This is a genomic window from Pseudomonas syringae group sp. J248-6 (assembly GCF_032586995.1).
Taxonomy (GTDB): Bacteria; Pseudomonadota; Gammaproteobacteria; order Pseudomonadales; family Pseudomonadaceae; genus Aquipseudomonas; species Aquipseudomonas amygdali.
On sequence record NZ_JAWHOP010000034.1, the window covers coordinates 4,952 to 26,079 of the forward strand.

The 21,128-nt window shown below is 58.7% G+C and carries 15 protein-coding genes, 1 tRNA gene and 1 pseudogene; 5 read left to right on the plus strand and 12 right to left on the minus strand.

Going from position 1 to position 21,128, the window contains the following annotated elements:
• Window positions 1-394: 394 nt before the first annotated feature.
• The 6 genes from RYC17_RS25795 to dibA form a co-directional block, all read right to left on the minus strand.
• On the minus strand, window positions 395-1,375 hold the full coding sequence (locus RYC17_RS25795) for a sulfate/molybdate ABC transporter ATP-binding protein (RefSeq protein WP_002551393.1): 981 nt from the start codon (window positions 1,373-1,375) through the stop codon (window positions 395-397).
• Between the two features lie 2 nt (window positions 1,376-1,377).
• Window positions 1,378-2,250 (minus strand): sulfate ABC transporter permease subunit CysW, encoded by an 873-nt coding sequence (cysW, locus tag RYC17_RS25800; RefSeq protein ID WP_002551394.1) that lies wholly within the window; start codon window positions 2,248-2,250, stop codon window positions 1,378-1,380.
• Between the two features lie 13 nt (window positions 2,251-2,263).
• Window positions 2,264-3,085 (minus strand): sulfate ABC transporter permease subunit CysT, encoded by an 822-nt coding sequence (gene cysT, locus RYC17_RS25805; RefSeq protein ID WP_002551395.1) that lies wholly within the window; start codon window positions 3,083-3,085, stop codon window positions 2,264-2,266.
• Window positions 3,086-3,179: 94 nt separating this feature from the next.
• Window positions 3,180-4,190 (minus strand): sulfate ABC transporter substrate-binding protein, encoded by a 1,011-nt coding sequence (locus RYC17_RS25810; protein WP_002551396.1) that lies wholly within the window; start codon window positions 4,188-4,190, stop codon window positions 3,180-3,182.
• A gap of 150 nt (window positions 4,191-4,340) precedes the next feature.
• Window positions 4,341-4,523, minus strand: a complete 183-nt coding sequence (oscA, locus tag RYC17_RS25815) for a sulfur starvation response protein OscA (protein ID WP_002551397.1) — start codon at window positions 4,521-4,523, stop codon at window positions 4,341-4,343.
• A 196-nt stretch (window positions 4,524-4,719) separates the two neighbouring features.
• Window positions 4,720-6,648, minus strand: a complete 1,929-nt coding sequence (dibA, locus tag RYC17_RS25820; RefSeq protein WP_122258674.1) for a phosphodiesterase DibA — start codon at window positions 6,646-6,648, stop codon at window positions 4,720-4,722.
• Window positions 6,649-6,803: 155 nt separating this feature from the next.
• Here dibA and desA point away from each other — a divergent pair, with 155 nt between their 5' ends.
• Together desA and RYC17_RS25830 are read left to right on the plus strand one after the other, a co-directional pair.
• Window positions 6,804-7,988 (plus strand): delta-9 fatty acid desaturase DesA, encoded by a 1,185-nt coding sequence (gene desA, locus RYC17_RS25825; RefSeq protein ID WP_058409825.1) that lies wholly within the window; start codon window positions 6,804-6,806, stop codon window positions 7,986-7,988.
• A gap of 129 nt (window positions 7,989-8,117) precedes the next feature.
• Window positions 8,118-9,116 carry a GGDEF domain-containing protein gene (locus RYC17_RS25830; protein WP_054071566.1) on the plus strand — a complete coding sequence of 333 codons (999 nt, stop codon included), beginning with the start codon at window positions 8,118-8,120 and terminating at the stop codon, window positions 9,114-9,116.
• 261 nt (window positions 9,117-9,377) lie between these two features.
• On the opposite strand, the gene RYC17_RS25835 is transcribed toward RYC17_RS25830, so the two are convergent.
• The 5 genes and pseudogenes from RYC17_RS25835 to RYC17_RS25855 all read right to left on the minus strand — a co-directional run bounded on the left by RYC17_RS25835 (window position 9,378) and on the right by RYC17_RS25855 (window position 15,568).
• On the minus strand, window positions 9,378-10,772 hold the full coding sequence (locus RYC17_RS25835) for a response regulator (protein ID WP_058409824.1): 1,395 nt from the start codon (window positions 10,770-10,772) through the stop codon (window positions 9,378-9,380).
• Window positions 10,773-10,928: 156 nt separating this feature from the next.
• Complete coding sequence (gabT, locus tag RYC17_RS25840; protein ID WP_005732800.1) at window positions 10,929-12,209, minus strand: 4-aminobutyrate--2-oxoglutarate transaminase; 1,281 nt, start codon at window positions 12,207-12,209, stop codon at window positions 10,929-10,931.
• Window positions 12,210-12,402: 193 nt separating this feature from the next.
• On the minus strand, window positions 12,403-13,845 hold the full coding sequence (gene gabD / locus RYC17_RS25845; protein ID WP_316904729.1) for an NADP-dependent succinate-semialdehyde dehydrogenase: 1,443 nt from the start codon (window positions 13,843-13,845) through the stop codon (window positions 12,403-12,405).
• 328 nt (window positions 13,846-14,173) lie between these two features.
• Window positions 14,174-14,254: pseudogene (locus tag RYC17_RS25850) on the minus strand (LysE family translocator); the annotation flags it as partial.
• A gap of 45 nt (window positions 14,255-14,299) precedes the next feature.
• Window positions 14,300-15,568, minus strand: coding sequence for an FAD-dependent monooxygenase (locus tag RYC17_RS25855; protein ID WP_316904738.1), 1,269 nt, complete (start codon window positions 15,566-15,568; stop codon window positions 14,300-14,302).
• Window positions 15,569-15,736: 168 nt separating this feature from the next.
• On the opposite strand from RYC17_RS25855, the gene RYC17_RS25860 reads away from it, so the two are divergent.
• The 3 genes from RYC17_RS25860 (at window position 15,737) to RYC17_RS27105 (ending at window position 16,991) form a co-directional block, all read left to right on the plus strand.
• Window positions 15,737-15,813, plus strand: a tRNA-Arg gene (locus RYC17_RS25860).
• Window positions 15,814-15,959: 146 nt separating this feature from the next.
• Window positions 15,960-16,706 carry a chromosome segregation protein SMC gene (locus RYC17_RS25865; RefSeq protein ID WP_316904739.1) on the plus strand — a complete coding sequence of 249 codons (747 nt, stop codon included), beginning with the start codon at window positions 15,960-15,962 and terminating at the stop codon, window positions 16,704-16,706.
• 141 nt (window positions 16,707-16,847) lie between these two features.
• Entirely contained in the window at window positions 16,848-16,991 is a 144-nt protein-coding gene (locus RYC17_RS27105; RefSeq protein WP_410478473.1) for a hypothetical protein, read from the plus strand.
• Between the two features lie 69 nt (window positions 16,992-17,060).
• Here RYC17_RS27105 and RYC17_RS25870 read toward each other — a convergent pair whose 3' ends face one another.
• A complete protein-coding gene (locus tag RYC17_RS25870; RefSeq protein WP_316904730.1) occupies window positions 17,061-20,825 on the minus strand; it encodes a hypothetical protein in 3,765 nt (1,254 codons plus the stop codon).
• Window positions 20,826-21,128 lie beyond the last annotated feature (303 nt).

The window sequence follows — 21,128 nt, forward strand, 5'->3', positions numbered from 1 at the left end:
AGATCACTATCGTGCCAATGCTCCGCGTCACATGCTCGTGCTGACGCCGCGCACTCAAGATCGGACGCCGAGCGTCCGGAAAGGCATTCCCACGCGGAGCATGGGAACGATGAAAATCTTGAGATCACTATCGTGCCAATGCTCCGCGTTGGCATGCAGTTCGTGACGCTCCGCGTCACATGCCCGTGCTGACGCCGCGCACTCAAGATCGGACGCAGAGCGTCCGGAAAGGCATTCCCACGCGGAGCATGGGAACGATAAAATCTCGAGATCACTATCGTGCCAATGCTCCGCGTCACATGCTCGTGCTGACGCCGCGCACTCAAGATCGGACGCCGAGCGTCCAGAAAGGCATTCCCACGCGGAGCATGGGAACGATAGCTGGAGGGCGGGCTTAAAGCTTCTGCCAGACCTTCGGTTTGAAGAACAGCGTCTCGCCCTTGGCCAGGCCTACCAGGCTGTCGTGGTCTTTCACCACTTCGGCCTCGATCAGTTCGCTCTGCCCTTCCACTTTCAACGTGACCCGCGTTGTCGCGCCCAGCGGGCGGATGTCGCGGACTTCGGCGGCGTGGTGGTCTTCGATTTCCTGACGTGACAACGACACTTCATGCGGACGGAACAACAGGTGCCCTTCCTCGCCCAGGCTCAGGCGGTTGGAGTCACCCAGGAAGTGGTAGACGAAGTCGTTGGACGGGTTCTCGTACACCTCGCCCGGCGAGCCGATCTGTTCGATCACGCCCTTGTTCATCACCACGATGCGATCAGCCACTTCCATGGCTTCTTCCTGATCGTGGGTCACAAACACCGAGGTCAGGTTGATGTCTTCGTGCAGGCGCGCCAGCCAGCGACGCAGTTCCTTGCGCACCTTGGCGTCCAGTGCACCAAACGGCTCGTCCAGCAACAGCACTTTGGGCTCGACCGCCAAGGCACGGGCCAGAGCGATACGCTGACGCTGACCACCGGACAACTGCTCCGGATAACGATCGGCCAGCCAGTCCAGTTGCACCATGTTCAGCAGTTCGTGGACCTTTTCCGCGATGCGCGTTTCGTTCGGACGCTCACGCTTGGGCTTCATGCGCAGGCCGAACGCGACGTTGTCGAACACCGTCATGTGGCGGAACAGCGCGTAATGCTGGAACACAAAGCCGACGTTGCGATCACGCACGTCATGGCCGGACACATCTTCGCCATGGAACACGATACTGCCGTCATCCGGGGTTTCCAGGCCGGCAATGATGCGCAGCAGGGTGGTCTTGCCGCAGCCTGACGGGCCGAGCAAAGCCACCAACTCGCCACTCTGGATGTCCAGACTGATGTTGTTCAGAGCCTTGAAGGCGTTGAAATTCTTGCTGACGTTACGGACTTCGATCGACATGATTATTCCTCCGCCGCGTTATGGCGCAGACGGTTAATGCGGGATTCGCTCCACTGCTTGAGCAGCAGGATGAATAGCGCCAGGATCAGCAACAGGCTCGCCACGGCAAAGGCTGCAACGTGGTTGTACTCGTTGTAGAGAATTTCGACGTGCAGCGGCAGGGTGTTGGTGACGCCGCGAATGTGCCCGGAAACCACCGACACCGCGCCAAACTCACCCATCGCCCGCGCAGTACACAGCACCACGCCGTAGATCAGGCCCCATTTGATGTTCGGCACCGTGACGTGCCAGAACATCTGCCAGCCGTTGGCACCCAGCAGCCGCGCCGCCTCTTCTTCCTGAGTACCCTGCTCTTGCATCAGCGGGATCAGTTCGCGCGCAACGAACGGCACAGTGACGAAAATGGTCGCCAGCACGATGCCCGGCAGGGCAAAGACGATCTGGATATCGTGGTCCTGCAACCACGGCCCGAACAAGCCCTGCGCACCGAACATCAGTACGTAGACCAGACCGGCAATGACTGGCGATACCGAGAACGGCAAGTCGATCAGCGTGACCAGAATGCTCTTGCCACGGAACGAGTATTTGCTCACGCACCATGCGGCGCTGACGCCGAACACCAGATTGAGCGGCACCGAGATCAGTACCGCGATGACCGTCAGCTTCAGCGCCGACAGCGCGTCCGGCTCGAGGATCGCGGTAAAGAACGCGCCCAGACCGTTTTTCAGGCCCTGGGACACCACGATGAACAGTGGCAGCCCTAGAAACAGGACGAACACCAGCCAGCACAGGCCGATCAGAATGCGTCGCGACACCGCGCTGCCACGACGGGCGGCGTTGGCAGAGGCGGCGGCTGAAACAGATGAATAAGACATGTTCTGCGCCTCCTCAGGATGGGGTTTCAATACGCCGCTGCAGCAGGTTGATCAGCAGCAGCAGAATGAAGGACACCACCAGCATCATCACGCCGATAGCGGTTGCGCCGGTGTAGTCGTACTGGTCGAGCTTGACCATGATCAGCAGCGGCAGGATCTCGGTTTTCATCGGCATGTTGCCGGCGATGAAAATCACCGAACCGTACTCGCCCACGCCACGGGCAAACGCCAGAGCGAAGCCGGTCAGCCAGGCGGGCAACAAGGCCGGAACGAGGATGTGGCGGAACACCTGCAGAGGACGCGCGCCCAGGCAGGCAGCGGCTTCTTCGACTTCCTTGGGGATGTCGGCCAGCACAGGCTGCACGGTGCGCACCACGAACGGCAGGGTGACGAAGGTCAGCGCCAGGGTGATACCCAGCGGGGTGTAGGCGATCTTGAAACCCAGATCAGCCGCGAACTGGCCGACCCAGCCATTGGGCGCGTACAGCGCTGTCAGGGCGATACCGGCCACAGCAGTCGGCAGGGCGAACGGCAGATCGATCATGGCATCGATGATCTTGCGACCGGGGAAGGTGTAACGCACCAGCACCCAGGCCAGCAGCGTACCGATCACGCCATTGATCAGGGCCGCATAGAAAGCGGTGCCGAAACTCAGCTTGAGCGCCGCGATCACGCGTGGTGCCGTGATGATGGTCCAGAACTGATCCCAGGTCAGCTGCGCGGCATGCACGAACATGGCGGCCAGCGGTATTAGCACAATCAGACTGAGGTACACCAAGGTGTAGCCCAGCGTCAGCCCGAAGCCGGGTATGACGGGGGAGATACGACGCGACATAAAAGTCCCTGGTTTCACTTGCACGAAGCCCGGAGGTTAATCCGGGCTGCTTGACCCAACCTGCGATGCCACTCGCGCGGCATCCTGATTCGGTTTATTGCGCTTGGTAAATCTGGTCGAACACGCCGCCGTCATTGAAAAACTTCGGCTGCGCAGTTTTCCAGCCACCAAAGTCTTTGTCGATAGTCACCAGATCGAGTTTCGGGAATTGCTTTTCGTACTTGGCGGCCACTTCGGCATCACGTGGACGATAGAAGTTTTTCGCCGCAATTTCCTGACCTTCCTTGCTGTACAGGTGCTTCAGGTATTCAGTCGCGATTTCAGTGTTGCCTTTCTTCTCGGCGTTTTTGTCGACTACGGCTACCGGAGGTTCGGCGAGAATCGACAGCGACGGCACGACGATGTCGAACTTGTCTTTGCCGCCGTCTTCTTTCAGCGCCAGGAACGCTTCGTTTTCCCACGCCAGCAGCACGTCACCCTGACCGTTGTTGACGAAGGTGATGGTCGAACCGCGGGCACCGGTATCCAGAATCGGCACGTGCTTGAACAGCGTCTGCACGTATTCCTTGGCCTTGGCTTCGTCACCGCCGCCCGCCTTCAGGCCGTAAGCCCAGGCAGCCAGGAAGTTCCAGCGCGCACCGCCGGAGGTTTTCGGGTTCGGTGTGATCACCGAGACGTCTTTCTTGATCAGGTCACCCCAGTCCTTGATGCCTTTGGGGTTGCCCTTGCGCACCAGAAACACGATGGTCGAGGTGTAAGGCGTGCTCGCATCCGGCAGACGGGTCTGCCAGTTTTCGGGCAGGGTCTTGCCCAGCTTGGCGATTTCGTCGATGTCACCGGCCAGTGCCAGGGTCACCACGTCTGCACGCAGACCGTCGATCACGCCACGGGCCTGCTTGCCCGAACCACCGTGGGACTGCTTGATCTCGACCTTGTCGTCTGGATGGGATTTTTTCCAGAAGTTGACGAATTCTGCGTTGTAATCCTGATACAGCTCGCGGGTCGGATCGTAAGACACGTTGAGCAGTTCGTAATCCTTGGCAACAGCCGAACCTGCGAAAACAGCACTGGCGAGAGCGGCCAGAGCAAAACGGCGAATGGACATAGATGAAGCTCCTGGAAATGCGGTGTGTTGGCTTTTTTAATTTCTTCTTGGCGCGTCAGAACGGCATCCGCACGGGCGCGCTGCTTTTTTCAGGGGAGGTATCAGGAGTCAGGATGAAGCCCTCCGGTTGACCAGTCGGGTAATGCCGCTTCAGCTCTGCTTGGCGGCGGGGTTCTGCAAACGAAACTTTTCCTTGCGCTCGATCTGAACCACTTGCGCGTTGTGCACAGTGATTTCGACGGCGCCAAAACGCAGGTCACGCAACGCACTCTGAATCTCACGCAGAATTGCTGCTTCGTCCTGACCGTCAACACTACGTAGAGATGCGCTCATTGTCTTATTCCTTGAAAGATGAGAAGCCGGCCGTCGCGACTGGGGGCGATGGCGTATGGCGGTGAGGCAATAATAGTGAGGTGCGGATATTCTTAAAAAGACTATTTAAGAATGCAGATATAACCAAAAGAAATTTAGCGGTTAGTGATTTCGCCAGGATGCGTTGCACACCCTGGCAAGCCTAGCTCTGGCGGCTTCAGCCGGGCTGCTCGAAGACCGGTGCATGCGTCCAGTCGATAGCCTGCGCGACCATTGGCCGGGCAAACCAGTAGCCCTGGCCCAACTGGCAACCGTTGCCCAGCAGAAACGCAGCCTGATTCGCATGCTCGATGCCTTCAGCCAGCACCCGCATGCCCAGGCTTCCCGCCAGCGCGATGACCGCTCTGACAATCGCGATGTCGTCATCGTCGCCCGGCAGTCCGGCCACAAAACCCTGGTCGATCTTCAGCTTCTGAACCGGCATGCGCTTGAGCCGCAGCAGCGAAGAATAACCCGTACCGAAGTCATCGATGGCCAGGCTCAGGCCCAGTTCGCGCAGGCGATGCAATTGTTCGATCGCCTGTTCGGGGTCTTCCATGACCGCGCTTTCAGTCACTTCCAGCTCCAGAAAGGCAGGCTCAAGCCCGGTCTCATGCAGTGCCTGTGCTACCCGACGGTCGAGGTCGCCATGATTGAACAGGCGGCTGGAGACGTTTACTGCGACGAACTCGACCGGCACGCCTTCCGCCAGCCAGGCCTTCATCTGCAGACAGGCGGTTTTCAAGACCCAGGCATCGATATCGGCGATCAGCCCGCTTTGCTCGGCAATCGGAATGAATTCTCCCGGCGAAACCATCCCGCGCTCGGGGTGCTGCCAGCGCACCAGCGCCTCGACACCGCGAATACGGCGGGTGACAAGGTCATGAACCGGCTGATAGAAGACCCGCAGTTGTTCCAGTTCGACGGCCTGACGCAGCTCGTAGGCCAGTTGCACGCGCTGCTGGGCATGAGCAGTCAATTCCTCGGTGTACAACGCATAACACTCACGACCGTCGCCCTTGGCCTTGAACAGCGCCGAGTCTGCATTGCGCAACAGTTGCTCGGCGGTCAGCGCATCGCCGGGGAACAGGCTGATGCCAATGCTGGCAGTCACAAACAGTTGATGCGCGGCAATCGCGAACGGTGCCTTGAGCGCATCGATCACCTGCTGTGCGAGCGCGGCAGCCTGAACCATCTGCGAGCAATTCTTGATCAACAGGGCGAACTCGTCGCCACCCGGACGCGCCAGGGTCATTTCGTTGCCGGACACGCTCTTGAGCCGCTCGGCGACGGCCCTGAGCACATCGTCGCCCACGTTGTGGCCCAGGCTGTCATTGATGTTTTTGAAGTGGTCCAGGTCGATCAGCAACAGTGCGCAGCCGCGTTTGCTGGCGCGCGCCGAAGTCAGCGCCTGGCTGATGCGATCAGTCAGCAGCAGGCGATTGGGCAAATCGGTCAGCCCATCGAAGTGAATCAACTGGGCCAGCTCCTGCTCGGAGCGCTTGATGGCCGTGATGTCGGAGAACACCGCTACAAAGTGCCTGGGTTGGCCGTCGTTGCCCATAACACTGCGAATGGTCTGCCATTGCGGGTAGATCTCGCCGCTTTTGCGCCGATTCCAGATCTCGCCGCTCCACTGGCCCTCGCTGATGATCGAGTGATACATCTGTTTGTAGAACTCCGGGCCGTGTCGGCCGGACTTGAACTTGCTGGGGTTGAGGCCCAGCACTTCTTCGGCCTGATAGCCGGTGATATCGACGAACGCGCGGTTGACGTGAACGATGCGGCCCTGCGCATCGCTGACCAGCACCCCTTCGCGGGTGCTGTCGAACACCGCTTCCGCCAGCCGCAGCCGGTCGTAATCGGTTTGCTGGCGCTGAAAAAGCGCATCGCCGCCGATAAGGCTCCTTAATCTGTAACGTGCGATGAAGATCATGACCGCGCTGAGCAACACCCAGCTGTAACCGGTCATCAGTTGCCAGAACGCCAATCGAGCGGGTTCTTCGATGAAAAAGGGCAGCAACAGGTCGCACGTCACAAACCACAAAATGGACAGCAGCCCATACAGGACGGCCGTTCGCAGCGCGCCAAGGGAGTAATCTGACATCGGAAACGAAGAACCTCAGATAAAGCCGGAATTATAAAGCAAGAAACATCCTGCGACTCTTATCTGAAAGGGTGACTGGTTTTCTGTGGGATGTCAGTGATAATGCACGCGTAACTTTTTTCTTCATGAGTATCTTTACGAGGGCCAAACAGCCTATGTGGTACAACGGTTTGCTCGACCTTTCTGTCTGGCAGGTAATAGCAGTCACGCTGGCGATGACCCATGTGACTATTGTCGGCGTCACGGTCTATCTGCACCGCTACTCAGCCCACCGCTCGCTTGAGCTCAATGCGGGGCTGAAACACTTCTTCCGTTTCTGGCTGTGGCTGACCACTGCCCAGAACACCCGCGAGTGGACAGCCATCCACCGCAAACACCACGCAAAATGCGAAACCGTCGACGACCCGCACAGCCCGGTCGTCAAAGGCCTGTCCACCGTGCTGCGCAAAGGCGCCGAGCTGTACCGCGAAGAAGCGCAGAACCAGGACACCCTGCGTATCTACGGCAAGAACTGCCCGGAAGACTGGATCGAGCGCAACCTGTATTCGCGCTACAAGCTGCTGGGTATCGCCCTGATGGCGGTCATCGACGTGGCGCTGTTCGGTGCGCTCGGTATCACCGTGTGGGCCGTGCAGATGATGTGGATTCCCTTCTGGGCTGCTGGCGTAGTCAACGGTCTGGGCCATGCCATCGGCTATCGCAACTTCGAATGCCGTGACGCGGCCACCAATCTGGTGCCCTGGGGCATCGTGATCGGCGGCGAAGAGCTGCACAACAACCACCACACCTATCCCAACTCGGCCAAGCTGTCGGTCAAGCCCTGGGAATTCGACATGGGCTGGGCGTGGATCAAGCTGTTCAGTTTCCTGGGTCTGGCCAAAGTCCAGCGGGTCGCGCCCATCGCCCATCGGGTCGAAGGCAAGGGCCACATGGACATGGACACCGCGATGGCGATCCTCAACAACCGTTTCCAGATCATGGCGCAGTATCGCAAGCTGGTAATTGCGCCGCTGGTTACCCAGGAACTGGCCAAGGCCGACGAATCGGTGCGTCATCAGTTCAGTCGTGCCAAACGGCTGCTGTCACGTGAGACCAGTCTGCTCGATGACAAGCATCATTTGCGCATCCAGACCATGCTGGAACACAGCCATGCGCTGAAAGTGATCTACGAAAAGCGTCTGGCGTTGCAGCAGATCTGGGTCAAGACCAGCAGCAATGGCCATGACATGCTTTCAGCCATCAAAGAGTGGATTCACGAGGCCGAAGCCAGTGGTATTCACTCGCTGCGTGAGTTCGCCGACCAGCTGAAAACCTACTCGCTACGCCCCGCCCACGCCTGATACCGTTGATCGGCGCGCCTCCCGCAGGTGCGCCGGTCCCGGAACTTATCTCCTGCCAATCTATCTCATCAACTTTCCCGCCAAACGGGATAGGGCACGGCACTGGCCGTAACGCTTGAGATGGATCTTATGGAAAAGCAGTCTCCTACCTCCCTACCCGGCACGCCGATCACTGATATGCCCGCAGCCGCAGAAACCCTGTTAGCCCTGATGCACGCCCAGGCAGAAGTTGCCCGCCTGAGCGAGCGCGAACAACTGTTCAGCTCATTGTTGGTGAGCGTGAATGCTGTTCTGTGGGCGTTTGACTGGGAAACCCAGCACATGATTTATGTCAGCCCGGCGTACGAGCGTATCTTCGGCCGCTCGGCGGGCTTGTTGCTGGCCGATTACAGCGAGTGGCGCGACAGTATCTACCCGGATGACCTGAACTACGCCGAGCGCAGCCTCAACGAGGTAATCGAGAAAGGCTCGATAGAGGACCGCGAGTACCGAATCATCCGTGCGGACGGTGAAGTACGCTGGCTCAGCGACAAATGCTTCGTCAGCCATCGCGCCGACGCCAGCCAGCGTCTGATCGTGGTGGGCATCGCCGAAGACATCACCGACAAGAAACACCTCGAGGATGAGCTGCAACGCCTGGCAACCACCGACGTGCTGACCCAGAGCAGCAACCGTCGGCACTTTTTCGAATGCGCCCAGCGCGAGTTCGAACTGGCTCGCCTCAACGGCACGCCGCTGGCCTTTCTGCTGCTGGATATCGATGACTTCAAGCTGGTCAACGATACCTACGGCCATCAGGAAGGCGATACCGTGCTGCAACGCATTGCTGAAAGCGGCCGCTCGGCATTGAGACGTGGTGATTTGTTCGGGCGTATCGGTGGCGAAGAGTTCGCCGCGGTATTCCCAGGCTGCGCGCCGGATATGGCCATGCAGATCGCCGAGCGCCTGCAACGCGAGATCCAGCGCCAGAACTTCCAGTCAGGCGGCACCACCTTCAGCATCACCGCCAGCCAGGGCCTGACTAATCTGGGCCCGGAAGACCCAAGCCTGGAAACCCTCTACGGCCGTGCCGACGCTGCCATGTATCAAGCCAAGCGCCAGGGCAAGAATCAGATCGTACTGGTCTGAAATGCCTTTTCGACTGTAGAAAGCACGACTGGCCCCTTCGCGGGCAAAGCGGATCGCCGCCCCGGTCGCTCCCACAGGAGTTTGCGGTGCTTTGTGGGAGCGAGCTTGCTCGCGAAGAGGGCGGGGCTGTCGCTGGATTTTCTGCGTCAGGAATATAGCCTTCGCGAGCAAGCTCGCTCCCACGAGTGTGCACACGGCATGACGCCCTGAGGGAACGACTGGGCGGCGGTCCGCCTGGCTCGCGAAGGCCTCAGTCAGGTTCTACTTTTCGAGCGGGCCCTGAACGGCGCTGGCCGGGTCCTCGATTACAGCAGGCTCTTCGGCAGGTGGCTCAGGTGTCAGGTCCAGCAAATCAGGCTCGTCTTCCCCCTCAACCGTCTCGGCAGCCACTTCAGGTTCGGTCGGCAAGGGTTTCAACAGGCTAGGGTCAGTCACGCCGGTCAGTTTCTTGCGCAAACGCTGCAAGTCACCGACGCTCAGCTTCAACAACTTGGCCGACTTGGTCTTGATCAGCGTGTTAACACTCTCTTCCTCGCCCAGACGTGCCATCTGCCCCGCCAGGTTCATTGCCAGCACTTCGCGAGTGAAGATGCCGGTGTTGTACTGATACACCGCAGCGATCAGCTCACGCAGTTCCAGCGGCAAACGCCAGCGGGTGCGCAGAGCGGAACCGAAGGCAGCGGAATATTGCTCCAGCGATTGCTTGATCACGTCTTCATTCAGCTCGCCACCGGCCAGCAGCCACTCCTGCAAACAACCCAGCACAGCAAGATCGCCCAGCGACTGCAGCAGACCGGCGCAGAAGCAACGCTCTACATCCAGCTCCAGCATGCCGCCCAGAATGCGCGCGTAATCAGCCGTGCGCTGCGACATCGTCCAAAGCTCACTGGCCTGGGCCAGCAACGCGTCGCTGGTCAGCACGGCCATACGTTTCTTGGCCAGGCCTGATGCGATATTTGCGCCCTGCACCGGCCCGAGAATGGCCAGCGCCCCGCCCATGGTCTGCACCGGCTTGCCCAAATGTTGCGCGGCACTGTTGGCGGCGGCGATCAACACGGCGGTGATGTGCGGATCGTTGCGCAGCTCCTGCTCCAGCAAGGCAGCGTCGATGCCATTGGCGGTCTGGCTGAGTTTTATCGCCGTCGCGACATCGACGAACAGCGGCGCGCCGTCAGCCACGTCACGGCGCTTGTCGAGAAACTTGGTCAGCGTCAAACCCGGCGTCAGCGCGGGCACTGCGCCCGCAACCGGGGCCTGACGTTCCAGCAGCAGACTTTCCAGACGCTGGCGTAGCCCTTCGGTATTCAGGGGTTTGGTCAGATAGGCAGTCGGTGCCAGTGGCAAGACCTCACGCACGCTGGCGCTGTCGTTGCGATTGCTGATCAGGATGAACGGGATGGCGGGCTGACGACGCAGATTGCGTACGCCACGCAACAGGCTCAACCCGTCGATCCCCGGCAGCTCGCGTGCGGCGATGATCAGATCAGGCAGTTGTTTCTTCATCCACTCGACGGCCTGCTTGCCATCGGTACACATTTCCAGGTCGACGTCCGCTCGCACACCCAGTACCAGATCGCTGAGTGTTTCGCGAACCCACGGATCAGACTCAGCAATCAATACGCGAGGTACCGCGGGCAAATCTACAGCAGTCATCATGACTCTCCGACATCGATGCGTTCACCTTAGCCAAAGCCTTCGTCCGGATATAGCAAAAAGAGCGAAATACCCTGCTCCAGACCAAAAAAAACCCGTCGAAACGGGCTTTTTTTGTCTGTTTGGTCATAAATTAATCAATTTACGACTTCACACTTTTTACGCGATTTCAGCGAAGCATTCTTCCAGAATGGCCAGCCCACGGGTCAGCAATTCGTCTTCGGCGGTCAACGGTACCAGTACGCGCAACACGTTGCCGTAAGTACCGCACGACAGCAGGATCAGACCCTTGTCACGCGCCTTGGCAACCACCTGCGCCACTGCCGCAGCGTTAGGCTTGTGCGAATCGCCGTCTTCGAACAGCTCGACGGCAATCATCGCGCCCAGCGCACGCACTTCGCCGATGACCGGGTACTTGGCCTGAATGCCCTTGAGCGCAGTCACCAGACGCTCGCCGACTGCCTTGCAACGGTCCAGCAGGTGCTCTTCTTCGAAGATATCCAGAACCGCCAGCGCCGCAGCGCAAGCAACCGGGCTACCGGCATAAGTGCCGCCCAGACCGCCCGGTGCGATGGCATCCATGTATTCAGCCTTGCCGCACACGCCCGCCAGCGGGAAGCCACCGGCGATGGACTTGGCGAAGGTGGTCAGGTCAGCCGCAACGCCCATCTGCTCCATCGCGAAGAACGTGCCGGTACGGCCAGCGCCGGTCTGCACTTCGTCAGCGATCAGCAGAATGCCGTGCTTGTCGCACAGCTCGCGCAGACGCAGCATGAACGCCTTCGGTGCCACGTAGAAACCACCTTCGCCCTGAACCGGCTCGATAATGATTGCAGCGATGTCCTTGGGCTCGGCGTCGTTCTTGAAGATGCGCTCGATGCTGGCGATGGAATCGTCAACGCTCACACCATGCAGCTCGCAAGGGTACAGCGCGCGGAAGATACCGCCCGGCATCAGGCCCATGCCCGCCGAGTAAGGCACAACCTTGCCGGTCAGGCCCAGAGTCATCATGGTGCGACCGTGGTAAGCGCCGGTGAAGGCGATAACACCCGCACGGCCAGTGGCAGCACGGGCGATCTTCACGGCGTTTTCAACCGCTTCGGAACCGGTGGTCACCAGCAGGGTTTTCTTGTCGAAATCACCCGGCACTTTGGCGTTGATCTTCTCGCACAGCTCGACGTAAGGCTCGTAGGCCAGCACCTGGAAGCAGGTATGGCTCAGCTTGGTCAGCTGCTCTTGCACAGCGGCGATGATCTTCGGGTGCAGGTGACCGGTATTCAGAACGGCAATGCCGCCCGCGAAGTCAATGAATTCACGACCTTCCACGTCGGTAACGGTCGCGTTCTTCGCCGAAGCAGCGAAGATCGGGTGGATCTGACCAACGCCACGCGGGACGGCAGCATGGCGGCGTTGCATCAGGGATTCGTTAGTCTTGCTCATGTATTCCTCATTCGCCGCTCATCGGTCGGCGTGGGTCAAGGATCAAGCGGACCGGATCAACTGCGGCAGCATACGATGATCGACTGCTGCAGCCTTCAGGCCACCAGGAAACTGCGGTGCAACAAAAGCCGATGACACGTCGCTCTCGCGCATCATCGGCTGCAATACCTCAACGTCAGTCAGACCGAGTAAATCAAACCGACATGCAGAGGTATTTGATTTCCAGATAATCTTCGATGCCGTACTTGGAGCCTTCACGGCCCAGGCCGGACGACTTGATACCACCAAACGGCGCCAGTTCGTTGGAGATCAGGCCAGTGTTGATACCCACCATGCCATATTCCAGCGCTTCGGCAACACGGAACACGCGGCTCATGTTCTGCGCGTAGAAGTACGACGCCAGACCGAACTCGGTGTCATTGGCCATCGCGATCACTTCAGCCTCGTCCTTGAAGCGGAACAGCGGGGCCAGCGGACCAAAGGTTTCTTCCCGGGCCACGGCGGCATCTTTCGACACGTTGACCAGAATAGTCGGTTCGAAGAACGAGCCTTCCAGGCTGTTGCCGCCAGTCAGCACGGTTGCGCCTTTGCTGACCGCGTCAGCGATGTGTTCCTTGACCTTGGCCACGGCCTTGTCGTCGATCAACGGGCCGGTGGTGACGCCTTCTTCCAGGCCGTTACCGATTTTCAGCTTGCCGACCGCTACCTTGAGCTTCTCGGCGAACGCGTCATACACCGCGTCCTGCACATAGATACGGTTGGCGCACACGCAGGTCTGACCATTGTTGCGGTACTTGGAAATCATCGCGCCTTCGACCGCCTTGTCGAGGTCGGCATCGTCGAACACGATGAAAGGCGCGTTGCCGCCCAGCTCCAGGGAAACCTTCTTGATGTCCTTGGCGCACTCGGCCATCAACTGGCGACCAATCTCGGTCGAGCCGGTGAAGGACAGTTTGCGCACAACCGGGTTACCGGTCAGCTCGCTGCCGATATCGCCCGCGCTACCGGTCACAACGCTGAATACGCCAGCCGGAATGCCTGCACGTTCGGCCAGCTCAGCCAGCGCCAGTGCAGAGAAAGGCGTTTGCGAAGCAGGCTTGAGCACCATGGTGCAGCCCGCTGCCAGTGCAGGACCGGCTTTACGGGTGATCATCGCTGCCGGGAAATTCCACGGGGTGATCGCCGCCGTCACACCAATCGGCTGCTTGAGTACGATCAGGCGCTTGTCCGGCTGGTGACCAGGGATCACATCGCCATAGACGCGCTTGGCTTCTTCGGCGAACCACTCGATGAACGACGCAGCATAGGTGATCTCGCCCTTGGCTTCGGCCAGTGGCTTGCCCTGCTCCAGGGTCATCAACAGACCCAGGTCGTCCTGGTTTTCGATCATCAGCTCGAACCAGCGACGCAGCTTGTTGCCGCGCTCTTTGGCGGTCAGTGCACGCCAGGCCGGCAGCGCCTTGTCAGCCGCCTCAATTGCCCGACGCGTCTCGGCTGCGCCCATTTTTGGCACTGTGCCGAGGATCTCGTTGTTGGCAGGGTTGTTGACCTTGATCGACTGACCACCGTCCGCATCCAGCCACTGGCCGTTGATGTAGGCTTGCTGGCGGAACAGTGTGGAATCTTTGAGCTGCATGTCGGCCTCCTAAACAGCATCGCCCGAGAGGCGACGCGAACAATTGATATCGATGCACCCCATTTGGAAGCCATCGTCAGGAAAACATTCCATCGGGTTCCAGCGCTGCGCAACGCATGAAGGCAGGAAGACCGAACAAGAGCGTTTGAAATCTCAAACGAATCCTAGGCATTGCGGGGGCAAAGGACAATAGCCCGTTCGAAAAAAAGAACGGGCGTAGGGAGGTGTATAGTTTTCTGATCAGCGCCGAACCTGAACGCAAGGCAGCCGCAGTGTGATCAGGCAGCGCATAAAAGCCGTGAGCGACCACGGAGCAACCGGCGAAGGTCACGATCAACCTCAAGGCATTGCCGAACGACCCGATCATCGTCCTGGCCGGGCCGTGGCTGATCGAGTTCGACAGCGCCATGAGCACCGCAGGGCCCGGCGCTGGTTTTAACCCACGCCTGTAGCGCTATCGATAATCCGGAAGCGTGAAAGACTGCACCGCCGGGGTCAGCGCCCTGGCAGCACGCTTGCTGATGAAGGGCGTTGCCACCAGCCGCTGCACGGCGCGCAGGACCTTCACTCCCGTGTGACTGCGAGGATGGACCAGACGCGGAACAAGTTTCGGCACGCTCTGCGACTTTTTCACCACAGGGCGCAGGACATATTCGTACGCGGCAAGCGCCTCGGCAATGGTGTCGGTCTTGGTGAGTTCGCCCGCCAGCACATACGCACCAATCAGCGCCAGCGAAGCGCCGACCCCGCCCAGCGGCGTGACACACCACGCGGCATCGCCCAGCAGTACCACCGGGCCATTCGACCAGCGATCGATCTTCACCTGACGCAAGTCATCAAACCAGAAGTCCTCCGCCGCCTCCATCCCCTCCAGCAGACGAGGTATCTCCCATCCCGCGCCTGCAAACGACGCCCGGAGAAACGCCTTCTGCTCGGCAACACTGTTGCCGACCGTCAGGTGGCTTCGGCCATGCACATTAAAGAACGCACGCGTCGTACCGCGATTATCCGGACGAACGCCCGCACTGCGCCCTCCCACCGCGTTATACCAACGCGCCGTCTGGCTATCGGTCGGCGCGCGGGGCACAGTAAAGAACGCGCTGGCCAGATCCATTCGGCGCGGCTGATTCTCGCCGGGGAACACCAGCTCACGCGTACGCGAGCCGACACCTTCGGCAATGATCAGCAGATCAAAACGCTCCTCGCCACCGCTCTCGAACGTGACAGATACGCCCTCATCATCATGCTCGACCGACACAATACGATCACCAAAGCGATAGAACGCATCAGCAGACGACGCCTCATAAAGCAGGCGCGCAAGATCCCCGCGCAACACCTCAAGCTCAGCCGTCGGACCATCGACCTCCAGACCGGACAGATCAATTTGCGCCGCCGTGCGGTTGTCCTCATCGACCCACGCAAGCCCGGTCTCGCCGGTGTTGAGATCCTTCACCGCCTGCTCAAGCCCCATCAAACGCAGAACCTGCCGAGCCGCGCCCCGCACATCCACATTCTGCCCGCCATCACGAAAGGCAGACGCCTGCTCGACAACCGTGACATCACAGTCACGCTGCGCCAGCCACCAGGCCGCGGCACACCCCGCGATACTGGCCCCGGTAATAAGAACGCGGCACGGGCTGCGCTCGATGCTTTTGAACTGATTGATAAGATGCCCTCGGTGAGAACGATCTGGCTGAGTGGTATGGGGAGCATCATGCACCAGCTGGCGGTTGTGTCGGTAGCGGTGGACTGTTCCTTTGTGGGTGGAGGTGGGTGTGGGGTGATGGAAGGCTTGCTGGCGTCCGTCTGCCGGGTGCGCGGGATGATTTGCGTTGCAGGCCGCCCGCAACTGGACGCCCCGTACCCATGTGAGTATCATGGCGCCCGCGTCGCACCAGTAGCTCAGCTGGATAGAGTACTGCCCTCCGAAGGCAGGGGTCGTGGGTTCGAATCCCGCCTGGTGCACCATATTTTGCAGTCTGGATATGTCTTGAGTTGTGGATAGTCTAGGAAATGCCCGAAGCCCGCCTTGTGCGGGCTTTTTTGTTTTTGGGTTTAGCAATTCTCAAGATATGTCGGCATCCACCATCCGTGAGCATTCCGACAGCCTCCTAATGGTTGGTGAGATCAGCATGTGCGATCCGCGCATCGTCGACTCGCGCAGGCACAATGCGGACCTGTTGGATCAGAAGATCAATCGCCGCGAGCCCCTCATCAACAGCCATTCCCTGATGGCGGGATACATCGAGGCCATGAACACCTGGAAAGCCGATGAGCAGGAGCTGAATGAAAAACGTCAGAGCCTCAGCATCCGTCTGGAACAGATCCAACAACAGGCGGTAGAGGACATGGCCAAAGCCCGGCAGGCGGAAACGGATGCGGCTACCGCATATGCACAGGCTGTCGCATGGGGCGACACCGAAGGTGAAAAGACCGCCAATGCCGATGCACAAAAAGCCGCAAAAAACCTGGCAACCGCTGCCGAACATGATCGTCGACAAGGCCTGATCATATCCGCGCTGGAGCAGGAGCTGCTGACCGTAGATCGATACATCACCGAAGCACAGGAAAAGCATAAGGGAATAGAGCGCGACGCCCTGTGGCTCTCACAGACAGTGCTAGAAGAGAAATGGAACGAGGCCGCTAGGGCGTTGTTCGAGGTAGGTGGAAGGCTGTGGGCAAATTACAACCTGCTCGGCCTTGATCAAGTGAGCCTGTTGAAACTGGCGGTTCCGCAGGAAGGCGAAACCGTCGGGAATTGGACGTGGCATCAGCTATCGGAGCGGTCGCGCAGATACAGCGTGCAGGATCTGCTTCAGCTCGACGATATTCAGGCGTCTCAAGCTGCGCAGGCTACCTGAATACTGCGGCTTCAGCCTTAAGCACATCAGCAATCTGCCGGCTCCATAGACCTCGGCCGGAGGCCCGATCTTTGACAAACCTGCGGGCACAAGCAAACCACGCCAACTCAAGGTACACAAAATCCTAAAAACGGTGAAAGGATCGAAACCGAAGGTGGGAATCACACAGCCTTGAACGAGTGGAGAGCAGAATACGGTGCTGACGTCGTCGAAAGATGGCCGAAGAAAAAAAAGCTACACCTGAAAAAGGGCCCAGACGGGCCCTTTTTGTGTGTGCGCTTTTGAACAAGCAATGTACTGTGAGAGGTCGCAAATAGCTGCCCTCGTTCGATCCTGGCAACAAAGTTCTGCGGGTCAATACCTCAGCGCATCCTGCTTTGCCGCCGTGTCTGCACGTGTAGCATCTTCCAGCCACGACCGAGCGATAAGCTCAAGCATTGCGTGGGTACGTACGAAATCCAAGGAAGCTTGCGCCCATTCTTGTGCTTGTTGCGCGAAACCTCGCTCCTGGTCGCCACCCTCTCCGAATGCTTTGCAGAACGCACCTCGCATGTTGACCCTTTCGATGCGAATCCCAAGTTCCACTTGAGAAGAAGCGAGGATCTCGATGACATGCCGAACAGCTTCGTGTGGCCAGGCGCCATCTTTAGAGCTAATTGGAGCATGGGCCAGTACTTGGCCGATCAACTGATCAGTAATGTCCTGACGATTCTGTTCTTCTGCTAAGCGCCGGAGCTCAAGACACCACTCCAGCAAGACAACCTGATTGACTTCTTTATCCGTCTGACCTGGCAGGGACTTCAAGCTTTTCAGCAATTGGTAAGCAGTGGTGGCCCGTCCCTTCTGCAATTCAGAGGCTTCCACCCGCTCTGCCCCCTTCGCTCTAAATACCAGACACACCAGTTCCATGAAAAAACTAGGCCGTCCAAGCAGCATTCGATGCAAGGTCTCAGGCTCATGGCGCAACAGAGGGAAGTAGGCAAACTCTAGGCTCGCCATTTGCTCCACCGTCGTATCCGGTCGCTCGGTCAACTCCTTGATGATCTTTTCAATGTCGAAGAAGCTTGTGGCCGACTGAGCACTAGATTTGACGTTTTCTTCTGCAACTCCCTCCATCAACATCGACATGACTTCCTGTGTCGGAATCTCACCAAGTCGTCGGGATACAGCGCTCAAGGCGGCAAAAGGACGTCCGACCTCTCGGTATTTGCGTACTGCATAGAGCAGCTCATCGGCGCTCACGTCGAGGGGATATGGCGTCTTTTCAGTCCAGTAGGCTCGAGCCACTTCATCTCCGAAGGTCTCTACGTATAGCCATGTCTGCCCATTCTCCGGAATACGTTCGATCACTCTCGCTATAGAGTCAGCAGTCAAGCCGCTGCACAGAAGCGCAGAACGCGTTTCCTCTATCCACCTATTCTCGAAGCGTGGGATACCGTCCGCTATGACCCCACCGGCTGCGAGCAGAAGCCCCTGCGCTTTACTCGATAGCAGGCCTGTGAACAACGCAAGGCGTTCGTCGTAGGACAGTTCAAGGCGCAATGCGGAGTAAATCACGAAGTGCGGAAGCTTGGCACGGTCTGCTAGTTGCAGGACTCCCTGAATACCGAGCGCATCGTATACCGCCGTCATAGCCTGCAAACGAGCATCTTCAATCAGTTGGATGAAATCGGTACCTTCGTCGTCCATGCCTTCCACAGGTGGCGTCCAGTCATCGAACAACCAGGTATGGTTTTCTACCAGCGTTTCGGGCGCATACTGGTCGATTAGCGGCACCAAACATTCAACGCGCTCCTTCGACATCGCCCACCCCATTCTCGAATGCTTCTGGTGACGCTTGACCTCCAGGTTCAAGGCTTTCCAGACCTGCGTTCGGTCATCAGCGGCGGCGGCATTCAACATGGCACTGAGCCGCTCGACGGCAACCTCGAAAGTGTCCTGCTGGAAACTATGCAGCGCGTTAATCAATGTGATCCAACGCGCTGGCGTTGAACCCGCTGCTTCGATCGCAAGCGCTACAATCTTGGCCTCGCTCTCCCAGACTAAACCATATGTCAGTGTTTCACCGTGATCCTGCTCGTACTCCCGAAATTTCGGCTTTTCGGTTCGCGTGCTGGTATCCCCTGAACTGGGTAGCAAGCTGGCGAGGAGCGGCCAAGCAATGCTTGGAACGGCACTCACGGTGGATTGCAGAACGGCCAACCGATGCTTCGTCCTCACAGAAGTGCATGGTACCCAAGAAAGGAATATAGCTCGCAGGCTATTGATGGGCCGGTTGCTTAACTTGCCGCCCGGGTCGATCGCTGCAAGCTTGGCAAGGCACAGCACAGCGCGATCAAAGTAGCCTGCATCCCAAGCGATCACTTCCAACGCCCACAACAAGCCGCAGTGGAATGTCACAGGCGTGAGCATTCCTGGGTGCTCGTCGAAAATGGGCAAGATGCTCGGCAAGGGGCCCTCAAGCTGACGCTCAAGGGCTTCTAGAAAAGACCTGGGAGATGCCTCGGCAAGCAAAACAAGACTCTGGCTCAGGCTTGCCATCAACGTAGAGTCGCTCGACAGGCCAGGGATCGATCTCACCAAGTCGTCTACGAAGGCTTGCGGATCACCACCCGCCACGGTAAATCCCGCATGCTTATGCAGCACGGCCATGTGAAGCAGCGTCGTCATCAACCCGTTTCTGAGCTGTTCACTATGCGAGGTTTCCTGATCATGCTTGCTGCGAAGCACGAAAGGTTGATCTGCAGTAGGTGGTTTGTGCGACGCCACAGCCGTTTGGAAAACGGCGGTCAGAGCAGCTTTGAATTGCTCCAAGTGCCGGCGCCCAACGCGATGAGCGAGGTGTAAAAACGCATCGACAGGGGCTTTAGTCGCCCACAAATCCTCGATCCGCTCGATGGGCGAATCCTGCATGGCGAGGAATTTGAGCAGGTCGTCCTCAGCCTCGTCATAAGGTTTCTGGCTGAGCGAGCTGAGGATCTGTTGATCATGTTCAACACTGCACACCCATGCTCCCGCCAGCATGGCCGGTATCAACGCTTCAGCATCGGCGACCCACCTCGGCAACTCAGCGGTGCCACTTGGCTTCTGTCGGGCCAAGATCGCCAGGCTCCGACCACAGGTGCGGGCAGCTTCATACCCTTCGCTCTCAGACATACCCATGCCGGTGAACGCTTTGCCAAGCTCAGTGCTGGTCGGTCGAACCAAATCGACATGATCGCTCTTCTTGTCCTCTACTCCGGCGCTTATCACTGTTGGTCCCGAAGTCTTCAGTATTCCTACGCAGTTACGAGCGGCAAGTCGGGGCAGATAGATAAGGGCGCTTGTGTTAACCAGGTACCGAGCGGCCTCCTCCGTCTCAACGATCAAGGTACGTGCCTCCAGCGGCTTGCGCACTGGGTCGGGAGCTTTGCGGATAGCGGCGACTGAAAAGGCAATGACCTCATCGGTAGTGTCGGCTGCGAACGCCAGTCGCCCACTTCCATGGGTCAGGTTTCGCAGCAAGTGTTCGGCCTGGGACTCGCGCCCGGCGAGTAGAACTTCTTCGACCAGCGCAGGTTCGAAGCGGCGGGAAAAGGCCTCCCAGAACTCATCCGTGCTGAGCACGCCGTGTTGGGGCGCGCGTTTAAATGCATGCCGCGCCCAACGCGATGCAACTGCTGGGCTTTGCGCGAGCCAATCCTCCAGCAGCGGGCCATCAAGGTAGGCGACGCGCTTCCACTCACCCAGCTTGTTCTTTTCATCAAGCCAGTCCTCAACTTTTACTGCTGGCGTGTCCCATGTCCTTGGCGAAACGATTACCAAAGTGCACTCAGTACGATCTTCAGCGGAGACTTCTTTGGTACGCTTGCTGTAGTCACTTTCGGCTTTGTTTTTGCCGGCACCATTGGTTCCGAACTCCCAAATTGATTTTTCGTCAGGCACGAACGGGGATGTTGCATCAACGTCGAGATAGCCATCGAAGCCTCGAACTTGCCCCATGTCACCGTACAAAAACCGAAGCCGCCGCACCCTGGTGGTGGTAGCCCAGATCAGGTCCGCCACCAACTCGGGCATCTTATCTCTGCCTTGGAGGGTGTCGGCCCACTGCCCTAGTTCAAGCGCACTGATCCACTTCAATGTGTTTTCTCCCTTAATGTTGCCGTGGTGATTGCCGAGACGGCGCGGCTCCTCGGCGTAAACGCACTCTAACCCACGCCCGAACAGAACTGCTAGGCGGAAAGCATTGCAACGGAAAGCGCTTCCTACCCTGCCTAGGCAGGCATATCTCCAAGGGAATAGAGTGGAACTTGGACGCTTTTCAGTCTGTCGCGACAATCTGAGATCGACCCATTGCAGCCGTTCGCCACCGGCAGGAATCGACCGATTCTGTTGAAAAGTCGGGAGTGGTTTTCACAGCAGAAAAGTACGCGCCTGAGCTTA